Below are 18744 nucleotides of genomic sequence, written 5' to 3'. Positions count from 1 at the left end.
AGAACCTACAAAAAGTGGGATTTCAAAATAGCCCTAACCTTTTGTGCTAATTAGAATCAAAAAATTAAGGGAGGTATCACTTAAATGAAGCCTGTCGTCTTATTGAAGAAACAGAATCTAGTAATTCACTTAATGCGGTAGCCCCTGCCCCCCAAATTTCAAGTTGTCTTGAAGGCATCTTAGTAGGTCTTCCATTTGTATCTAAAAAACGAATACAATCTCCAAATTCATTTTGTGTATGCTTTTTTAATGTCTTCCGAACTGACTCTTCAATCGTTTTTGCCGCCTCTGGTGACTTTACTTTAATAAGATAGCCCTGTCCAAGTGCTATAGGCTCAACATCTACAATAAGTTTTACACTAATATTTAAAACATCAGCTAACTCTTGAAATTTATTTTCAGAGACAGGTTGACTATTATAAAAGCCTTTTGAACGATAGATTACTGAGTGTACTCGATGCTCATCCATCGAAGTAGTGGTTGCGGAAGGCTGGTATGCGGTTTGTGTAAAAGTGCCTGGGGATACATTAGTTTTCTGAAAGTTAAAATAATTATTAGAAATAAAACTCCGATAAAGATTGTAGCCACCTGATAATAGAAAAGATAAGGGTGTTCTAAATGGTATTAAAAAAGCACTCATGTACCAAGGCGCTTTAGGAGAAACTCCCAGTTTATTAAATAATTGGTTTATGTCTTCTTTGGTATAATTATTTCTATTAATTCCTACTGCCATTCCCCAGTTAGTTGGTCCAAAAGTATGAAAGCTATGGGTAGAATATGGAGATTGAAAATTTTCATAGCCTATTGCGTGCAATTTTATATCATGTCTATTAAGTTTAAGAGAGAGATCATTCATGGCTTCAGTACGATTTTTTGAGGTCAAAAACCAAAATGATTTAATTAAATAAATAGGCTCTTTTTCTTCACCAATAACATAATCAATATAAAACACAATAACCCCACAAGGAAATAATTGGCTTTAATTATACATGTTGACTCAAATTATCACAATACTTACTTGCTGGTGGGAGGTTTCTAATGGTTAAGTATATTAAAGGGGTTGATGTATGGATTGGTATCTAATATGGGATTAAGTTCATTTAGCTGAGGCAGGGATCCAACGATATAGAGTAGGTACAAATATTCCAAGATTTTGTGCAACATCCCTAGGTAGTGTACCAGATGGCAGTAATTGTTTAGCAGATTCTATTTTGCTTTCAGTCATTTTCGTCTTCGACCACCAACTCTACCCTTTGCCTTAGCAGCAGCCAAGCCCGCCTTAGTTCTTTCCCCATCAATTCGCGTTCCATTTGAGAGAGGCTTGCCATGACATGGAAAAAGAATCGGCCTGCTGGCGTTGAAGTGTCTACATTATCGGTAATACTTTTAAAATGGATTTCCTTCTGATGCCATTGATTGACTAAATCAATTAATCCTTTAACCGTGCGACCTAATCGGTCTAGTTTCCAAACCACTAGGGTGTCATTCTTTCTGAATACCTCGAGGGCCATAGTAAGACCAGGTCGATTTGCCTTAGCCCCCTTTTAATGGATGTTCCTTTTCCATTTCGGTAGATGAAATAATTACAACAGGAATGATATTATTAATATCACCCAAATTTTTAATTGAATTTTTTGACTCATTAAATCCTAACAATTGATAAGCAACTTCTGCCTCTGAACCACCATACATTTTTATAATTGTAACTTTGCTAGAATCTCACCGAGTGCCTGGTCATACATTGCATTCACTGGTAAGTACAATTTTAAAAAGAGCAATGGTGATATTGATGTGAATGCTAGGGTCAGTGAGCATGAAAAGAATTTAAAACGGCACTTCTGGAAGAATGCCTAACTCAGAACGAACACTTTTGGGGGGTTCTTCAACAGGATCCGAACAACGGAGGATAGTTAATGTGTTATGTTTTTTCCCTGTCTAGGCTTACTTAGCTTACTCTCCTGACCATCAAGTTCTGCTAATACAGCGCTGACTACACTCAAGAACTCATTCGCTAACATTAGACTAAGGTTTTCTTTAATCACAATGCGCAAAACCTCAATATTCTGTGCGTTCTCAGGCATAGTATAGGCAGGGACTACCCATCCCCGAGTGCGCAGTGCTTTTGAAATATCAAACACTGAGTATTCGCTATTGTCTTTGAGAGAAACGCTAACAACAGGCTCCATACGGCGAGTACCAAGCAAGAAAAATTTATCGGTAGTTAGCAAACCCTCAATTATAAAGTTGCTTATAGTCATCATGTTATTAATTATCTTTTGATAGCCAGTTTTTCCCAAGCGGAGAAAATTATAATATTGTGCGACAACCATGGCGCAACCATTAGAAAAATTTAGCGTGTAAGTCGGCATATTACCACCTAGATAATTAACATCAAAAACCAAGTCTTTGGGCACCACCGATTCATCCCTGAAAATAAGCCAACCGATACCTGGGTATACTAAGCCATATTTGTGCCCAGAAAGGTTAATTGATTTCACTTGCTTAAGGCGAAAGTCCCAATTAATACCATCATCAATAAACATCGATATAAAACCACCGCTGGCCGCATCCACATGCAAAGGGATATCCAGATCTTTCTCCTTTTTTATCTGAAGAAGTAAATTGTTTATCTCCTCAATTTCGTCGTATTCACCTGTAAAGGTGGTTCCCAGGATAGCTGCAACACATATTGTGTTTTCGTCAATGAGTGATTCGACATCTTTTGCTGTAATGACATATTTTCCTTTTTGCAGAGGGATAATTCTAGGCTCTACATCAAAATAGCGTGCAAACTTATCCCAACATATTTGTACATCAGCACCCATGATGATGTTAGGCCGGGAGCTATCAAGGCCTGCCGCTTTTCGTTTATTGCGCCAATTAAATTTATGGGCAAGCCCAGCAAGCATGATCGCCTCGGAAGATCCGACCGTTGCGGTACCAACATAATTGTCTGACTTTGGTACGTTAAGTAAATCAGCCAGTAGATGCACACAACGACTATGGATTTTCTCAATTTGCGGGTATTCATCATGATCTATAAAATTCTTGTTGAGACACTGCATAATCAACTCATCTGCTTCAGGCTCCATCCACGTTGTAACAAAACTTGCCAGGTTTAAAATGGGTATCCCATCTGTCTGTAATTCATCTTCAATCAACTGCTTAGCAACATAAGGAGGCATTCCTTTCTCATTAAATTTAGTCAGGGTAAAATCACCAAGATTATAGCGGCTGGCATAGATTGAAATTGATCTAACGCTCTCCCTTGATTTATTTTTTTTTCTAATCATGTTTTGAGCATCTCTCTTATTAAAGGGCTAAAATGTCAGGATTACTGCTTCCTGAAGAAATAAACCTTTATAAACTATAGTACATAAAGCGTCTTATCGTTGCGAAAAAATCCGGTATTCATCCAATTACTGGGTTCACGAATAGCGTACTCTGGCACCGTCAACTCAACTTTTAAACCCGAAAAAAAAGTAGTTTTGGCGAATTTTAGGCGCAAAAAATTCCCGACGCCACGGGATGCCAAATTTCTTTAGCGTTATGAAATTTGATTATATGGTGCGGATTGGGTGTAGCGACCGAATGCGAAGAGACTCTGGTTTTGTCGATGAGCGTCAGGACGTTCTGAACCCCAGCTGGGGATTTAAAACGAATGAGGTACTTTTATTGTCTGTGTGTAGGCTAATGAGCGTTTTCAACGCGGTTGTTTAGGCCTTTTGTTGACGATGCCGTGTTCCAGTAAACAATGGCATGAGAGAACAGACTTAACATTATCACCGATAATCACCAGTAGTGAACTCACCTTAATTCGTAAAAAAGATCCAACGCGGCAAATTGTGTCTGTAGCCTCCAAACTAATTGCTTTGCAAATATGCAGAAAGCTAATTTTGCCGATGTCGCATTCTTCACATGTTTATCATTAAAATTTCCATTTTGGAATAAATTAATTTCAAAATGAATACATTCTCAATTCAAAGCAATCTTGATAACGTTTGTGCAACATGACTTTTATTAAGATTAATTTAATTCGGTATAAAACTTTCTCATTAGTTAAGTTAAGCCATAGATTCATGAACTATTTTTCAGGGGATATTTAATTTGATAAATAAACATTCATCCAAAGAAGTCGTTTTGCAGCTGTGAGGAAAGATGGCTCGGCGCTTAAGTATGCAAGTGAAGAGTTACAAAACGTTTTAGATAAAACAACCACTCTATTAAGTAACAAACCAAGCAATGAGCAGCTAAAAGACTATGCTTCATTTGTGCAGGCCTCTTTAAAAAACCCCTTATCTGGTATGCAATTATTAGATAAGTTGATGATGGCATTATCGGTAGCGGTTGCTGGTGCATCTCTTAGTTTAGCGTCTACTGGCGTAGGTGTATTACCTGCTGTTGGAGCAGGGCTCTTATCAGCCAGGCTATTTGCCGCGGGAGCCTACGTTGCTCGAAAGGGGGCACTGAAAGACGATAGGTTAATTGAGACATTTAAACAAGCAATCTAGGGCTCAAAAGTCATGAACTGAGGCAGCGCCAACTTAACTTGAGCTCTACACTGTAAATTATTTATAGGAAGATCGCGATGCTGGAGCGGAAGCCGAAAGGATGCCGTTACCCTATCGAGCTAATCAGTATTGCGGTGTGGAGTTATTACCGATTTAATGACAGCTACCGAGATGTTTCAGAGCGCTTATTGGATCGTGGGATTGATGTCAGTTATAAAACGAATGGTAATGGTACATTAAATTGGGTCCTCATTTTAAGAGCTTGATTAAGAAACGAGCATCCAGACCATCGTATAGATGGCATTTGGATGAGCAGCAATTGCGTATTGGCGGAGCCACTTATTATCTATGGCGTGCTGTGGATGATGAGGGTTATGAACTGGATGTGTTTCTGCAAAAGCGACGTAATAAAAAGGCGGCCATCCGTTTTCTGTAATTAACCATCCTATATGGAGTAAATTTATTCTTGCCTCTATCCATCTTCCCTGTTTCACAACAAAAACTGTCATAAACTACGATATGAGTACTGTACAAAATTCATTCTTTCGCTCTTTGAATTTCCTATAACCTCAAGGTTTTTGAAATTATGCGCATGTTTAAAAAAGGACAGTTCGATTTATGGATGTGTGGCAATCGGACTGAGAGCTCATTTATTAATGAACAATTTGGAATCTATAGCTGAGATCTATCCAGAAGCTGTGTTTTTGTACACGGTTTTTTTTTGCAACGGAGCCAAAAATCCTTATTCTATAAGGGATGAAAAGGTAAATCAGGACAAACCCGTGCTATCTGGATAAAACCCCTCATAGAGATTGAAAATTGATCATGCCCTTTTTTCCAAGCTCCCGGCCGAGGGTCAAGTTCAGTGGACTATGTCTCTTTCTCTAAAAATTTTTACTCCTGGATTTTGTTTAGAAGCGCTTATTCCCAGGTGAAATTGACATCAAATGATTAGCAAAAACTTCTTCAATCGCCGAATAATTTAAATACGAGGCTAATTCTTCTGCAGTTACCTCAATGCATTCATTGTCCGGAAAAATCCGATAAGTAGCTCGCAAATCCATATTTGCACCATCTGCTAAAAGTATCTGGACCATGTCCGCTCGCTGCAAAAGCACCGCTTCGTGCAGATAAGTAGCGTTCTTTTCATTTTTTATATATCGCGGATGAGGAAATTCTAAAAAGAATGAAGCGACCTTCCGTGTTGTAGCAGAGTCTGTAATCGGTTCAGGTTCGTCCTGTGTAGGAAAATATTTTTGCACGCTGCTGAGCATATCTTTTACACAAACAAATTCGTGATTTTTTCGATGGATAAAAAATATCTTATTGTGCTTTAATAAAACATAGGCCGTGTCAGTCTTGATGGGTAAGAATAATTGACTCCCGTCTGCTGCATAATGCAAACTACAACTCTCCAAAAGATATAAATTTGGTGACTGACTTTGTCTATTGATATCAACAAACCCCCTTTTTTGTAAAAATAAATCAACTCGGTCAGGATCTAGCCAGTAAAAATGAGATAAATTTCTAAAGTAAGATCTATAGGAAGTTTTTTGGACTCCGAGTCTCTCGTATATAGACCCGAAGACATTTGAAATCACGGGGATGTTCAAATTTTGGAAAACATCACGCTTAGCAAACTCCGGCTTTTCAATCCATCTGTTAAAGACGAGCATGGCGGTCGGATCCTTTACTATTGGGGAATACATGAGGAAAAAATCCCAACTACTATCCCCCCTCCCTGATGTAGTAAAGTGCTTTTCACCATTCAAATCAAGTCGTTCCCTATTTTTGATCGGCACTACATTTGTATCAAGAAAATAGCCTGATTGTGTTAAGAGTAAAAATAATGAAAAACCATCTTTGAATTCAACTCTAGCCCTAACCGTGGGCAATTTAGGAAAATTTACTTTTTGCATGTAAGCCTTAAATTGTTGCGCGGCTTCAGCCAAATTGCCCTTCAGCTCGTGCTCCAACAAATCTTCAATGGCACAAACTTGAATATCCACTTTGGCTTTTAAAAACTCGCTGCGATAAAAATCTTGATACTCTTTAATGCACCAAAACTTAATGGTATTCACCCTTGTGCCTTGACTTTGTAACTTTTGTGCTAATTGTATGGGGCCATCTAGGTCATGGCCTGGAACGGCCCCTTCATCGTGGTATGTAGGGGGGCCTATCCATGCATAATGGATGGTCTGACTCGTTTCTGGCTCTTTAAAAAAAATATTACTTTCCACCCTTTCCGCTTTAGCTTTTTTATCCCACATATTTTCCTCTAATATCAATTTGAAGATTTGTTTTACATCACTATGATTAATATGAGTCCTTTATGGTATTATAATAGCATAAATCGGCATCGTCATTTAACTTTTGAAGGCTTTGTCGCGAAAAGTTGTCTGATGCGATAGAATTTTTCTTATTTTTTGTGGACTATCAACGATGCTCAGTTTCAAGTGGCGTCATCTTAAACGATGACCTAATCTTAATGCTGGTCAGATGGTACTTGCCCTATTCACTGAGTTGCAACAAAGCCATATTAATGACACTTTCCACTTTATTGATGTTTTATTCTTTTATTACCTAAATCGAAAAAGCCGCTAATCCGATATAGTTTTGAAGGGTATTTCATAAATTAAGAGACTCATGTGCTATATCTTCAATGAGTTTTGCCAGTCTCTCAGCAAGCAGAAACTGGCATCATTTCGGTTAATTAGTAATTACGGTAATTTTCCCATTTTGAAGATAAATTACTATTAGGCAAGGTCTCTTTAACCCCTAAAGCAATCCCACCCGATTGAATTTTTGTTTCAATCACTTTTGCCTTATCTTCAGATATACCCCAGCCAATGAGAGACCCCACTAATCCTCCGGTAATGCCCCCTGCCCCAGCCCCGGCTAGACCTGCTGCAATAGGACCTGCTACGATCAAACCTAACCCTGGTATAAGCAGGCTTGTTCCTAAGGCAGCTAATGCCCCTACTATCCCACCTAAAGCTGCACCAGTTGCTCCGCCAACTGCCAATCCTTCAGAGGCTTTAGAACCCTCTTTAACTAAAACTGAATTGTAATATTTATTTTTAGAATCTTCAGACATGATTACTGTTATATCTTGAGGCGAATAGCCTGCATCAATGGCATCATTATATGCCTTTTCAGCTGCCTCAGCGGTGTTAAAAACTTCCGTGGTAATATGCATATCTTTATGATCGTTCATCATTTTCTCCTATATTTAACTATCTTCCTTTGAACCTACAGCGGCACTACTATTTTTAGTTTAATCCCTTTTTAGCCTGCTATCGTATCTCCTCCCAAGACAGGAAGAATTAATCCGCTGATGTATCCTGAATCAGCATTAGACGCGAGAAATACATATGCTGGAGCAAGTTCTTCAGGTTGAGCAGGTCTACCCATACCTGTGTTTTTTCCAAAATTTTTTATGTCTTTATCTTTATTTTCTGCTGGGTTTAAAGGAGTCCACACCGGGCCGGGAGCTACACAATTGACCCGAATTCCCTTCTCTATCAAGTTTTTAGCTAAGGATTTGGTAAAAGAATGGATTGCTCCTTTAGTGGAGGAATAATCTAATAGCTCCTTACTTCCTTCTAAACCGGTAATTGAACCCGTATTGATAATCACACTTCCAGCGTTCATGTGCGGTACTGCATATTTACAGAGTAAATAATAACCATAAATATTACTCCTAAAGGTAAGATCCCACTGTTCCATACTCACGGCCTCTAGATTTGGTTGATGCTTCTGAAAAGCGGCATTATTAACCAAGATATCTATTTTTTTAAAACGTTCGATTGTATTTGTTACTACTTTTTCACAAAACTCTACTTGCTTTAAATCGCCAGGAATAAGCAGGACGTGTCTACCCACCGCTTCAATTTCTTGCTTAATTTTTTCTGCATCGTGTTTTTCTTCGGGTAAAAAAACTAAAGCCACATCAGCCCCTTCCCGCGCAAATATCAAAGCAACAGCACGGCCTATTCCCGAGTCACCTCCACTTATCAAGGCTACTTTATTTTTCAATTTCCCAGCGGGTTTATACGATGTTGCCTTATAATGGGGTTTCGGGTCCATTTTATGCTCAGCGCCCGGAGGTGTTATAGGCTGTGGGGGAAACGGAGGCGTTGGCTTTTTAGTCATAGCAATATCCTTATTCAACTTGATTATAAAAAGACCACGAAAATACCTACATACTATTTTTAAATAGGCTCATTTTCTTTTTTCATCAACCAGTTTAGAAATATCCCTTTGAGAAAATGCATTTTTTCCTTGAGAAGAAAAGCTGTTTCTTGTGAAAGTACTTTTTTAGCTTTATTAAATATTTCACTTTCCTCTTCTTTGACATGATGTGTTACTAATTCTTTTAAAGAGATGACCGCTTCATGCCATTGATTATGATTAGATTCGATAATTTTCTTAAGTTGTGCCTCTATTTCACGATGTTCTTTTTCGCCATGGTGTGCTAATTCTAATGTTTCTGGATAGTCTTCCACCGTTTTATAAAAAGTTTCTTGCTCTGCATGAGCATGCACGATGAGTTCTTTATGGATCATCAGCATAATATCTTTCTTCCGCTGCTCTATTTTTGAGTGTTCAAATAACTTAAATAATTGGTCTACTTTTTGATGATCCATTTTCAGATAATCGTAAATATCCATAATTTTCTCCTAGGGAGTCATAACAACCTTAATACACCCGTCTTGCTTTTCCTTAAACTTGAGATAGGCATCAGGAGCATCCTCTAGTTTCATTCGATGAGTAATGATTTTAGAGGGATCGATTTTTCCCTCGATTATTTTTTTGAGTAGTAAAGGCAAATAACGTTGGGCGTGTGTTTGGCCCATTTTAAATGTTAATCCCTTATTCATCGCCATCCCAAAAGGAAAGTTATCGATTTTATCGATGTAGACTCCTGGAACTGAAATAGTTCCTGATTTACCGCAACAATGAATCGTCTCTCTTAAAACATGAGCTCTGTCAGCTTGTAAATAAGCTATTTGTTTAACGCGATCGATCACTGAGTCCCATTGTGGACCTATATGGGCTTCACAACCTAGGGCATCAATACAGCATTCAGGCGCTAAACCTCGTGTCATGACCATCAACGCATCAAAAACATCTTCTTCTTTAAAATTAATTGTTTCAGCATGCCCAAATGTTTCCGCTAATTTTAGTCGCTCAGAAATACAATCAATAGCAATAACCCTCTCTGCTCCTAAAATCCAAGCACTTTGAATTGCAAATTGCCCCACAGGACCACAACCCCACACGGCAACGGTATCTCCTGCTTTAATATCACAATTTTCTGCTGCCATATATCCAGTGGGGAATATATCGGATAAAAAAAGAACTTTTTCATCAGGAATACCTTCAGGAACTTTAATGGGACCACTATTCGAAAAAGGAACCCGTACATATTCAGCTTGTCCCCCAGAAAACCCTCCTAATAAATGGGAGTAGCCAAACATACCGGCAGGCGATTGCCCTAATTTCTGGCGCGCCAGCTCTGCATTTGGATTAGACACTTCACAACAAGCATACAGTTTTTTCTTGCAAAAAATACATTGTCCGCAGGCAATAGTAAAAGGAACAACAACTTTATCTCCTATTTTAAGCTTATTCTTACCAGAGCCCAGCTCCACCACTTCCCCCATGAACTCATGACCTAAAATATCACCTTGATGCATATTCGGCATTAAACCATCTAATAAATGTAAATCCGAACCACAGATGGCCGTAGCTGTAACCTTGATAATCGCGTCATGCTCATTGATAATTTGAGGTTCAGGTACATTATTTACATGTACCTCATTTGTGCCATGCCAGCAAAGTGCTTTCATGTGAATTCCTTTTTCTGATGGCTCTTATAACTTCCTTATTTGTTTTCTTTTAAACAATATAGACATAAATCAAACAACATGAAAGTTTTTTTTGGATTTCTTAGCAATTGGCACCGCTCAAATCGTTGGATAAACTAAAGCGATTAAACGGATTAACCCGTATTGATAAGGATTCTTAATTACACCAATCCCTATTCTTCTGAAAGATTTATGTTAACAATCTCGGCTTAGGATAATGAGACTGCTGTCCACAGCCTCTCCTGCAGCGCTATCTATACCAGCCCCGGGTAAAAGCTTTTGATTCGTTTATGACACACACCGAATCATAGTATTTTTTTACGAGAATCTTTAAATTACTTTTTTAATAAATGAGAAAGAAGATATCCTATACCGCCGGCAATAAGCATAGAAGTTAAGGGTTTTTCTTTCACTTTATTTAGTACTTCCTCAGTGTATTCGAAAACACTGTCCTCTAAATTCTTAATTTTATCTTTTACAACACCTTCTGTAAGTTGATGATCTAATGACTCTACTTTCTTCCTCCCTTCATTATATAATTGATTGTATTTGTTTTTTGCATCCTCACTCATTTGATTGAAATTGCTCATTATCACTCCTTAATATGTCTGAGGCTCATAGTTCGCTACCTTCTTGCATCTTAATTATTTATGAAATGTCACTTTTGCTTTTTTGCGGTTTTATGGTGAGCTGCTCCCGATTTTTCGTGTGCACGAGGCTTTATTTCAACTCGTAAACTAGGAAGAACTTTTCTCTCTATTTGTTTTTCAGCTTTAATTGCATTTTTAATATTATTACGAGCTGTAGCGCGGACTTTTTTTATTGACTCTTGAGTATCACGTATCAAATGTTGAGTAGAGTTAAACCATTGCTGCTCCATGATATGAAAGACTTTTTGTAAATAATCGAGCGTTTTATGGCTATTATCAATGAACACGTCTACCTGTTTTTCTAAAAGTTCTTCAGGTTTATGAGTAGTGAATAAATCCATGGGAGTTATATAAGAAAAGGCTTGAAAAGTCTCAATATTTAACTCGGCGAACTCTTTAGTAGAATCTAAATATCGGAGCGGATTAAGCTTTTGCTGAAAAGAATTAGTGTGCATCTTATTCTCCTTGAACTCGTTGCTTAATAATTAAGTATAGTCCCGATCTGACCGCTTCGCATTCAAGTTCTTGCAATAATACAATATGAGCTATACTTTAAGACTGATGGTAGAAAACTCATTCCTCCAATAATCAGTCAACTGCTCGTGGGCATCTGGTGTCAATTTATACTTTCTAAAAACACGTTAGCCCAGGGTTCAAGTAATATCCTAATTAAGATTTAGAATTTAGAACCTATTTTATTGCTTCGGTTAAAGACTTACAGTTTATTAGAGCTATACTTAAAAGCTGCCATCTTTAAATTCATGATTTAGAACCAATTGATATAAAATAACTTTTTTTAAATCAATTCTTCAAGGAGTTCAAATGAAAGAATATACGTATCATTATAACTCTCTGGAAATAAATTACGCAGAAGGTCCCAATAATGGGCCACCAATGTTATTGCTGCATGGAGCAACCCATCGATGGCAAAATTTTGCGCCTATAATTCCCGAACTGCGCTCTAATTTTCATTTATATGGAATGGATTTTCGCGGCCATGGCAAATCCCAAAAAATATATGGTAAATACAGATTGGAAGATTATATAGAAGATACTGAGTCTTTTATTCAAGATGTTATAAAACAACCTACTATTTTGATAGGACATTCCCTAGGAGGGATGGTCTCGAGTATGATGGCCGCTTATACACCTCTGTTGGTAAAAGCATTAATTATTATTGAGACACCTTTAAATTTATACTATCTTCGTCAGTTAACAATTGGATTAAAAGAACCAACCAATTTGCTTATACAAGGACTTCACTTAAGCAAAATGGGTTTAAATATGGATCATTTTATTCCTGAACATCTTAGACAATGTGATCCTGACATGCTTTCAACAATAATTCATCAGTTTGATGAAACATTTGAAAATTATAACGAGCATGTATTTGAGAAAATTCAATGCCCAACTTTATTAATATATGGAAGCTTAGAACAGGGAGGCTTAATTAGTAATGATGACATTGAAAGAATACTGCATATAAAACCGAATTTAGCACATATAAAAATTTCGCAGGCAGGACACTCACCTATCCAACAAGATAGAGCACCGACATTGAAAGCGATTAAGCAATTTATTAAGGATAAAAGAATATAAATAATTCATCACTCATCATACGTTTCTTACCGCCCAAGATACCCCCCCTTAAATTACCAAATTTGAAATTAATTACTAACCGATTTCGACTCTACTCGTAAAAACAAACATCCTCAGCAGAATTGGTGGGCTTTTAAAACAAAGTACTTGTATTCTCGAGAGGAATTTACTAGACCTGCAGAGCTAAGGGCAGGTCTTAAATCGTGAATTGTAAGACTAAGGTTTGATTTTGAAATCAATGTCTTCTTGCTCTTCTTTTTCTTCTAGTTCTTGAGTGTTACCTTTGTCGAAAACAGGTGGAACCCATCCGCAATCGTTGGCAAGAAGCTCGACTTGTCCACGAACAAGTTGCTGAAGCTTTTTACATTCATCCTCCTCCGCAAAACTCATGCTTGGTAAAGCGGATGGGCCAGCTGAGTCCATCACATTATCCATATATATTTTCCTATAAATTTTTTTTATTTTATCTTTCCCCTCATTATTTATAGCCTCTTCACACGCTTTACGAACTAATAAAATCATAGGCAGAGAGTCAAATTCCTCATACTTGTTACCCATTATGTAAAATAGTTTATCAATGACCTCATCAATCAATTGGGGAGCAATATTTTCGAAAGAGTTCATTAAATTTAAGCCCATCTCAATTTTAAATCGGTTCCTTTCCTCTGAGTTATATTCCTTACATAAACGATAAGCCCCTTTTATATTGTTATGATATCTTTTTAATAAATCTGTTTTAGACGCTATTTCAGGATGAATAGCTAAAACATCATTACAACGAGCATCCCCCTTTACACCACATAGAAAAGGACCGGATGTCTTGATTTCGTCTAAGTCTGAATTCAAGAATTCAACGTCAAAATCTGTATAAATTCCTAAACGATATAGGACACTTAATGTACGAACAATGTCGCTTGCTGCCGCCACATTTCCACCGTTAGATAAATTTTGTAATTCAATATTCGCTAATCCATATAGTGTTAATTCATTTGCATCTAATAGTTTCTCTTTAAAACTACTTTCAGAAAAGTCATAAAGATCTACCTGGCTGGATTTATTTAAAATCCTCAATTCTCGCTGAAAATCAGAAAGATCCTCTTTCCCTTGATTGTCTAGTAATCGACTGTCATAGATTAGCGATATTTGTCGAGAGGGAAACTTATCCAGAAAATCAATTATTTTCTCTTTATTCGTTGGAGGGATAAATTGCTCGGGATTAGTTGTAAACCATATTCTTGTCCAATTCAGTGTCGAGAAACTATAAATACTTTCCTCTTGATCCTCGTCAATAAGTGGGAATAATTTGAAATTCGGTTTAAATCGATTTATTTTTTTCATATTAACCTCTTATTTACACTTCAATGACTTTTTTGGCAGTTTTATAACGGACCACTTGCTTATTTTAATTTTGAACATTCTCATTAAAGGTATTCATAATTTCTCCTATTCTATAAATAAGAGATTCTCTCTTTAAATACTAATCCTCAAAGCACATTTGTCAAATTATATACAAGGTGATAAATAATGAAGAAAAACAGGGAAATCAAGTCATAAGCCTTGGATTGATTTATAAGTTAATTGAACAGGGCTATTTAACAATGAGATTCTCCCTGTAATTAGAAGTATTATTTAACTTTATTTCTGCAACCGTTTAATTTAGAACAAGAATGATTAGTCATTAGACAAGAGTAAAGAAACGGTCTAAATTTAATAGCGAATGAAAAATTCTACCAAGGATAATAATATGAAAGAACCTATAGAGCCCCCTCGCCCTCTTGAGCCAGAAGAACCCCAACCTGTTCATAATCCCGAGGAACCTTTAGAAATAAGTTTTCGAGTCGACCTGTTAGCGTCCTAACTATTCGACAATAAGACGTAAATGGGAAATATAATTATATCTCTATGCCCGAAGTCATGATAAAAACTCAATGACCGTCTAATTCTTGTTCCCTATTCATCCTCTTCCTCATGAGTTGTGCAATACAGCTTCTATGATGACAATTGGGCGAGGAATTATCGGCCTTTTAGTACTTCTTGGCCCCGATAATATATTCCTTCGCATCCTTGGCGTGATCATTTCGGTCCCTCTTGCTGGAGAGGAAAAGTTAAATAATGAAGCCAATGACAACGATCTGTTACCTTGCGGAATTTTATTTTCTTAGCTATTTAGCGGAATGTTTAAGCACAAAGCAGCTCCTCATATTCTATTTGTTGTTCTAAAGAGGCTTGTTGGGCCCATAATGATTCAAGCTCTTTTCTTAGAGTTTGAATTTTCTCTCTGATTTGTAATATCTGCTCTTCATCAGATTGTCGATATAGATCCTCGGTTAATTGGTTAATTAAGCTTCCTTTTTCATATAGTTTCGCTTCAATTTTTGTTAAACACTGATTTTGATACTTCATACTTTCTTTTTTAGGCTCTATTTCTGCTTGTTTTTTCTTTTGCCATTTTTTATCACGTATTTTTTGTTGATCATCAAAGTCTTGGCCTAAATAAAAATGTTTATAAAACCCTTTTGGTGTTCGCCAAGTATTTGTTCTTACCAATTTAGATAGAATGTTGTTACGATATTTGAAACAATGAGTATTGGGCATGTAAAAATCTACGTTTAAAAGCGCATACAAATATTCTGCTACAAGTTGTTTAGGAGAAGAAAATATCTTGTGATGTTCAAAGGTAAGATTAAAAAATGTTCCAGAAACCATTTTTTTCACCTCGTCGGGAATTTCTTCTTTTATTTCAGAAAATAATAGCTGTTGGATACCGTTAAATTGCTGCATCAACTTTTGATTTTCGTTTTTATCCACATGAGTTATTCTTTTTTTAAAAATAATATTATTTAATGATTTTTTATAAAGATCACTTATATATGATTCCCTCATATTGAGGGATTCGGACCCCTCATTTGGTGTTGATTTTAAACAGTTTGTTTCCTGATTTGATGATAGTGGTTCTGCTAATCTATTTGCTGGCTCTTCTAATGCAAGTAAGCTCAGTAGTTTATCGGTAATGCAGATGTAAGTGCCTTTTTTAACTTCAAATTCACCCAGCTCTCTCGTTCTGCTGTAGAGTGCTTGGCGTCGTGTAATAAAACCTTCTTCATTTAATTCTTTTATGTAGCGTTCTAGCGTACTCAAAGGAATACCTGTGTCGGCTACAATTTGCGTGTAGGGTTTCATAAACCACTTTTGTTCAGAGCCTTTTAATTTGTATGTACTGCTTTGCCACCCTAAGAGAATGTAATCAATAAGTTGTGCTTTACGTGAGGATTTAATGATCCTAACAAGTTTCTTAAATCGCAGGTGAAAAATTGAGCAAAGATTCCCCATAGATAATATCCTTATCCTATTGTGTTTTTTAGGGAACAGAGCTAAAATAAATGCGGATAGATCCCAAAAAAATGAAGGAATTACCAGTTCCCTCATTTTAGGACATTTAGCTTTGTTCGTTGTTAAATGTTTTGAGGTTATGAGGAGTTGCCGCTCTTCATAACCATTCTTTTTATTATTATTTCATTTGTTTTCCCATTTCATTTCTGTTTATTTTGCTATCCATATAACAAGATATTTTTTTTATAACCGTGGCTTACTTTGAATTTTCAGAGAGCAATATTAGACTCAGATGGAACGAAAAAGCCGACGATAAATACCATATACTGTCGTAAACGGCCTTTTCTCATCGACTTTCTCTTTCTATCTGAGCTTAAATAACTTCGTACCAAGATTTAAGCCTACCTCTGTGAATGGATACTAGGTTATCTCTATCTTGCCCTTCTTTTTACAGCACAGTTAATAATGATCCATTTATACGTGATCGTTATCCTTGATGTCAATACTCAATACGCAAAATGTCAAAGATTTGTTTTTATTCAGTATACCCCTGATTTTACATGATCTATCGGCTTTTTCACCTTTGGAATTTATTCTCAATCATATACCCAATACAGTATTGAGTATCGGTTGCTTTTTTCCGTAATTTTAGGTATTGTATGGGGTCACAATTTAACTTATGGAGAGGGTATGGCCACGAAAAAACCTAAAGTTTTAGTCGTTGCTAATAATAAAGGTGGTGTTGGAAAAAGCCTGATTAGCCAATTAATTTCAACTTATATTGCTTTTAAAAAAAATAAAAAGGTCTTGGTTCTTGATTTTGACCCCCAAGGCAACATGTCTTATCGATTTCTTCGCGACACACGTATTCGGGATATGTCGAGTTACAAACCCCCCTTGCATCCAGATTACGATCCTAATAACCCGGATGATGATGGTTGGGATGGTCGTTCATCTGCTTTGGATATGTGGACTGAAAACCCTGTAGTACCCTACCCTACTGATCTTGAGAATTTGGACATTCTTCCTAGTGATGCCGGATTGATCAAAGACATTGAAGCATTTGAATACAGTGACAGCCTTGAAAGCATTGTCCAGCGGCCCTATGACTTTTTTGCCATGGATGAATTTATTGATTGCGGTTATGACCTAATACTTATAGATACACCTCCTGCTAAAGGCCCTTTGACTCAAAGTGCTATTCGCGCAGCAACGCATGTTTTAATTCCTTTGGAATTGAGTAACAAATCATTACAGGGTCTGGCGGGAATGGTTGATTTGGTCAATCGTCAAAACGTATATCGTCCGAGCAATTCACAAGCCAAAATTATTGGTTTGCTAAAAAACAAAGTTGATTACAACAAGAGAACTCCTCAGACTCGTATAATTGACACAATTATGTCTAATCCGATGTTAAGTCAATTGTTAATTGACGAGATTGAAGTTCATGATTCGCCAAGAGCAGTTGATATCGATGAAGATCAAGCGCCTATTACGGCTCCTTATACTGAATTAAAAGATAATGATCGATTTGCTATTGAAGCACTTGCATTGGGTGAGTTTGTTTATAAAAAAGTATTAGGAGATAAAGAACGTGTCCATCAAAAAGAAAATAATGGCGAGCTCATTAACGTCGAAACTGAATAAACCTGATACGATTACTCGTGCAGGTATTACGGCGAATCTAAAATTTACGCGTGGTAAGCAGCTTGTTGAGCATGATCCCTTTTCTTTAATCCCAGATCCTCAAAATCCGAGGCCAGGTGAAATCATTGATGAGTCTTGGTTAAGGACCATGTTACATATTGGTACGGAGCAATCCTTATGTACCCTTTTGCCATCTGGTGATTATGTAATCCCTGAATACTCCCAATTGCCTTGTGAGCAGGAGGAGTCCTTAGAGGATAGTTATAACGCACTTCGTGATTTGGCTTTCTCCATTAGAAATGATGGTTTAATTCAGCCAATTGAGATTTTTTTGGCTGATCGACAAAATGATCCTGATTATTTTCGGAATTCAAATCTAGAATATGGCTATGTAATTTTAGAAGGTCACCAACGAAGACTTGCTGCAATGATGGCTGGTGTTCCAACGGTAACCTGTATTGAGATTACCGATGAAAGCATGTTAGCCAAACTAAAGGTGAAGCATCGAAAATTAAGAAGACAATTATCAGAAAATAATCTTAGAAAAGGTTTGACCGTTTCTCAGAATTTTCAAATTGTACAGGCGCTTTTTTCTGATCCAAGCAGTCACTCTCTCACTAAAAAAGAGTTGTCGGGAATCATTGGTTTTAATGAAAGTATTGCCAGCGCTTTGCGCTCTATATGTACGAAACCAGAAAGTTATCCGCCTGTATTCTTTTCGCGAATTCAAGAAAACAAATTAACGTTTAAAACGATTAGAGCACTTGTTCCTAAATCATATGAGGAAATAGAACAGGCTTTAACATCTGAGCCTGATTTGAGTGAAGTTCAACTTAGTAGCCCTATTGTAAAAGGCCCTAAGCCTCGCGGAAGGCAAGGTGGGGCTATCAAGAAATCTGCTACATTCAAGGTAAATAATGAGCAAGAGTCTATTACGATGCAAGCGCTATTACTGTCCAGGTTTCCTGAGATTCAAGAAATTGAAGCTGAGCCTTCTTTTAAAAGCTTAGAAAGTATTTTACATAAAATTAAAGAAATAGCTGTGGGAGAGTTTGCGTGACCCGGGTCACGCAATCATAACTCATTGATAAATATAGAAAAAATCATATTTTTGATTTTTTTGATTCTGATAAG

19 protein-coding genes are annotated in these 18744 nt (G+C 36.9%); 6 read left to right on the top strand and 13 right to left on the bottom strand.

What is annotated here, in order from left to right; all coding sequences use genetic code 11:
- Positions 1 to 76: 76 nt before the first annotated feature.
- The 4 genes from E1P08_RS13650 to gad all read right to left on the bottom strand — a co-directional run bounded on the left by E1P08_RS13650 (position 77) and on the right by gad (position 3293).
- A complete protein-coding gene (locus tag E1P08_RS13650; RefSeq protein ID WP_133137562.1) occupies positions 77 to 952 on the bottom strand; it encodes a hypothetical protein in 876 nt (291 codons plus the stop codon).
- A gap of 265 nt (positions 953 to 1217) precedes the next feature.
- Positions 1218 to 1511, bottom strand: a complete 294-nt coding sequence (locus E1P08_RS13645; RefSeq protein ID WP_242602470.1) for a recombinase family protein — start codon at positions 1509 to 1511, stop codon at positions 1218 to 1220.
- Positions 1512 to 1533: 22 nt separating this feature from the next.
- The gene (locus E1P08_RS17230; RefSeq protein WP_165485185.1) at positions 1534 to 1692 is read right to left on the bottom strand and encodes a hypothetical protein; all 159 of its coding nucleotides are present in this window, start codon (positions 1690 to 1692) and stop codon (positions 1534 to 1536) included.
- Positions 1693 to 1910: 218 nt separating this feature from the next.
- Positions 1911 to 3293 (bottom strand): glutamate decarboxylase, encoded by a 1383-nt coding sequence (gad, locus tag E1P08_RS13640; protein WP_133137561.1) that lies wholly within the window; start codon positions 3291 to 3293, stop codon positions 1911 to 1913.
- Positions 3294 to 4148: 855 nt separating this feature from the next.
- Here gad and E1P08_RS13635 point away from each other — a divergent pair.
- The 3 genes from E1P08_RS13635 to E1P08_RS13625 all read left to right on the top strand — a co-directional run bounded on the left by E1P08_RS13635 (position 4149) and on the right by E1P08_RS13625 (position 4947).
- A complete protein-coding gene (locus E1P08_RS13635) occupies positions 4149 to 4511 on the top strand; it encodes a hypothetical protein (protein ID WP_133137560.1) in 363 nt (120 codons plus the stop codon).
- A 77-nt stretch (positions 4512 to 4588) separates the two neighbouring features.
- On the top strand, positions 4589 to 4777 hold the full coding sequence (locus E1P08_RS13630) for an IS6 family transposase (RefSeq protein ID WP_133137559.1): 189 nt from the start codon (positions 4589 to 4591) through the stop codon (positions 4775 to 4777).
- On the top strand, positions 4774 to 4947 hold the full coding sequence (locus E1P08_RS13625; RefSeq protein WP_165485184.1) for a DDE-type integrase/transposase/recombinase: 174 nt from the start codon (positions 4774 to 4776) through the stop codon (positions 4945 to 4947). The genes E1P08_RS13630 and E1P08_RS13625 overlap by 4 nt, the downstream gene beginning before the upstream one ends.
- 475 nt (positions 4948 to 5422) lie before the next feature.
- Here the strand turns inward: E1P08_RS13625 and E1P08_RS13620 are convergent, their stop codons facing one another.
- The 7 genes from E1P08_RS13620 to E1P08_RS13590 all read right to left on the bottom strand — a co-directional run bounded on the left by E1P08_RS13620 (position 5423) and on the right by E1P08_RS13590 (position 11489).
- The gene (locus E1P08_RS13620; protein ID WP_133137557.1) at positions 5423 to 6781 is read right to left on the bottom strand and encodes an ankyrin repeat domain-containing protein; all 1359 of its coding nucleotides are present in this window, start codon (positions 6779 to 6781) and stop codon (positions 5423 to 5425) included.
- Positions 6782 to 7224: 443 nt separating this feature from the next.
- Complete coding sequence (locus tag E1P08_RS13615; protein WP_242602469.1) at positions 7225 to 7731, bottom strand: hypothetical protein; 507 nt, start codon at positions 7729 to 7731, stop codon at positions 7225 to 7227.
- A gap of 68 nt (positions 7732 to 7799) precedes the next feature.
- Entirely contained in the window at positions 7800 to 8666 is an 867-nt protein-coding gene (locus tag E1P08_RS13610) for an SDR family oxidoreductase (RefSeq protein WP_133137556.1), read from the bottom strand.
- A 59-nt stretch (positions 8667 to 8725) separates the two neighbouring features.
- Positions 8726 to 9184: a hemerythrin domain-containing protein gene (locus tag E1P08_RS13605; RefSeq protein ID WP_133137555.1), complete on the bottom strand. Its 459-nt coding sequence runs from the start codon at positions 9182 to 9184 to the stop codon at positions 8726 to 8728.
- A 9-nt stretch (positions 9185 to 9193) separates the two neighbouring features.
- Positions 9194 to 10366, bottom strand: a complete 1173-nt coding sequence (locus E1P08_RS13600; protein ID WP_133137554.1) for a zinc-dependent alcohol dehydrogenase — start codon at positions 10364 to 10366, stop codon at positions 9194 to 9196.
- A 353-nt stretch (positions 10367 to 10719) separates the two neighbouring features.
- The gene (locus E1P08_RS13595; protein WP_133137553.1) at positions 10720 to 10974 is read right to left on the bottom strand and encodes a DUF883 domain-containing protein; all 255 of its coding nucleotides are present in this window, start codon (positions 10972 to 10974) and stop codon (positions 10720 to 10722) included.
- A 68-nt stretch (positions 10975 to 11042) separates the two neighbouring features.
- Complete coding sequence (locus tag E1P08_RS13590; RefSeq protein ID WP_133137552.1) at positions 11043 to 11489, bottom strand: hypothetical protein; 447 nt, start codon at positions 11487 to 11489, stop codon at positions 11043 to 11045.
- Positions 11490 to 11856: 367 nt separating this feature from the next.
- Here E1P08_RS13590 and E1P08_RS13585 point away from each other — a divergent pair, with 367 nt between their 5' ends.
- Positions 11857 to 12633, top strand: a complete 777-nt coding sequence (locus tag E1P08_RS13585) for an alpha/beta fold hydrolase (protein ID WP_133137551.1) — start codon at positions 11857 to 11859, stop codon at positions 12631 to 12633.
- Positions 12634 to 12849: 216 nt separating this feature from the next.
- On the opposite strand, the gene E1P08_RS13580 is transcribed toward E1P08_RS13585, so the two are convergent.
- Both E1P08_RS13580 and E1P08_RS13575 read right to left on the bottom strand, forming a co-directional pair.
- Positions 12850 to 13971: a glycosyltransferase family 88 protein gene (locus E1P08_RS13580; RefSeq protein ID WP_133137550.1), complete on the bottom strand. Its 1122-nt coding sequence runs from the start codon at positions 13969 to 13971 to the stop codon at positions 12850 to 12852.
- A gap of 840 nt (positions 13972 to 14811) precedes the next feature.
- A complete protein-coding gene (locus E1P08_RS13575; protein WP_133137549.1) occupies positions 14812 to 15963 on the bottom strand; it encodes a hypothetical protein in 1152 nt (383 codons plus the stop codon).
- A 690-nt stretch (positions 15964 to 16653) separates the two neighbouring features.
- On the opposite strand from E1P08_RS13575, the gene E1P08_RS13570 reads away from it, so the two are divergent.
- Together E1P08_RS13570 and E1P08_RS13565 are read left to right on the top strand one after the other, a co-directional pair.
- Complete coding sequence (locus tag E1P08_RS13570; RefSeq protein WP_133137548.1) at positions 16654 to 17610, top strand: ParA family protein; 957 nt, start codon at positions 16654 to 16656, stop codon at positions 17608 to 17610.
- Entirely contained in the window at positions 17558 to 18670 is a 1113-nt protein-coding gene (locus tag E1P08_RS13565; RefSeq protein WP_133137547.1) for a ParB/RepB/Spo0J family partition protein, read from the top strand. The genes E1P08_RS13570 and E1P08_RS13565 overlap by 53 nt, the downstream gene beginning before the upstream one ends.
- Positions 18671 to 18744 lie beyond the last annotated feature (74 nt).

The organism is Legionella rowbothamii (assembly GCF_900639985.1).
Lineage (GTDB): Bacteria > Pseudomonadota > Gammaproteobacteria > Legionellales > Legionellaceae > Legionella > Legionella rowbothamii.
Note: the sequence above shows the minus strand (reverse complement) of the source record. Positions and strands in the feature narration are given on the sequence as shown.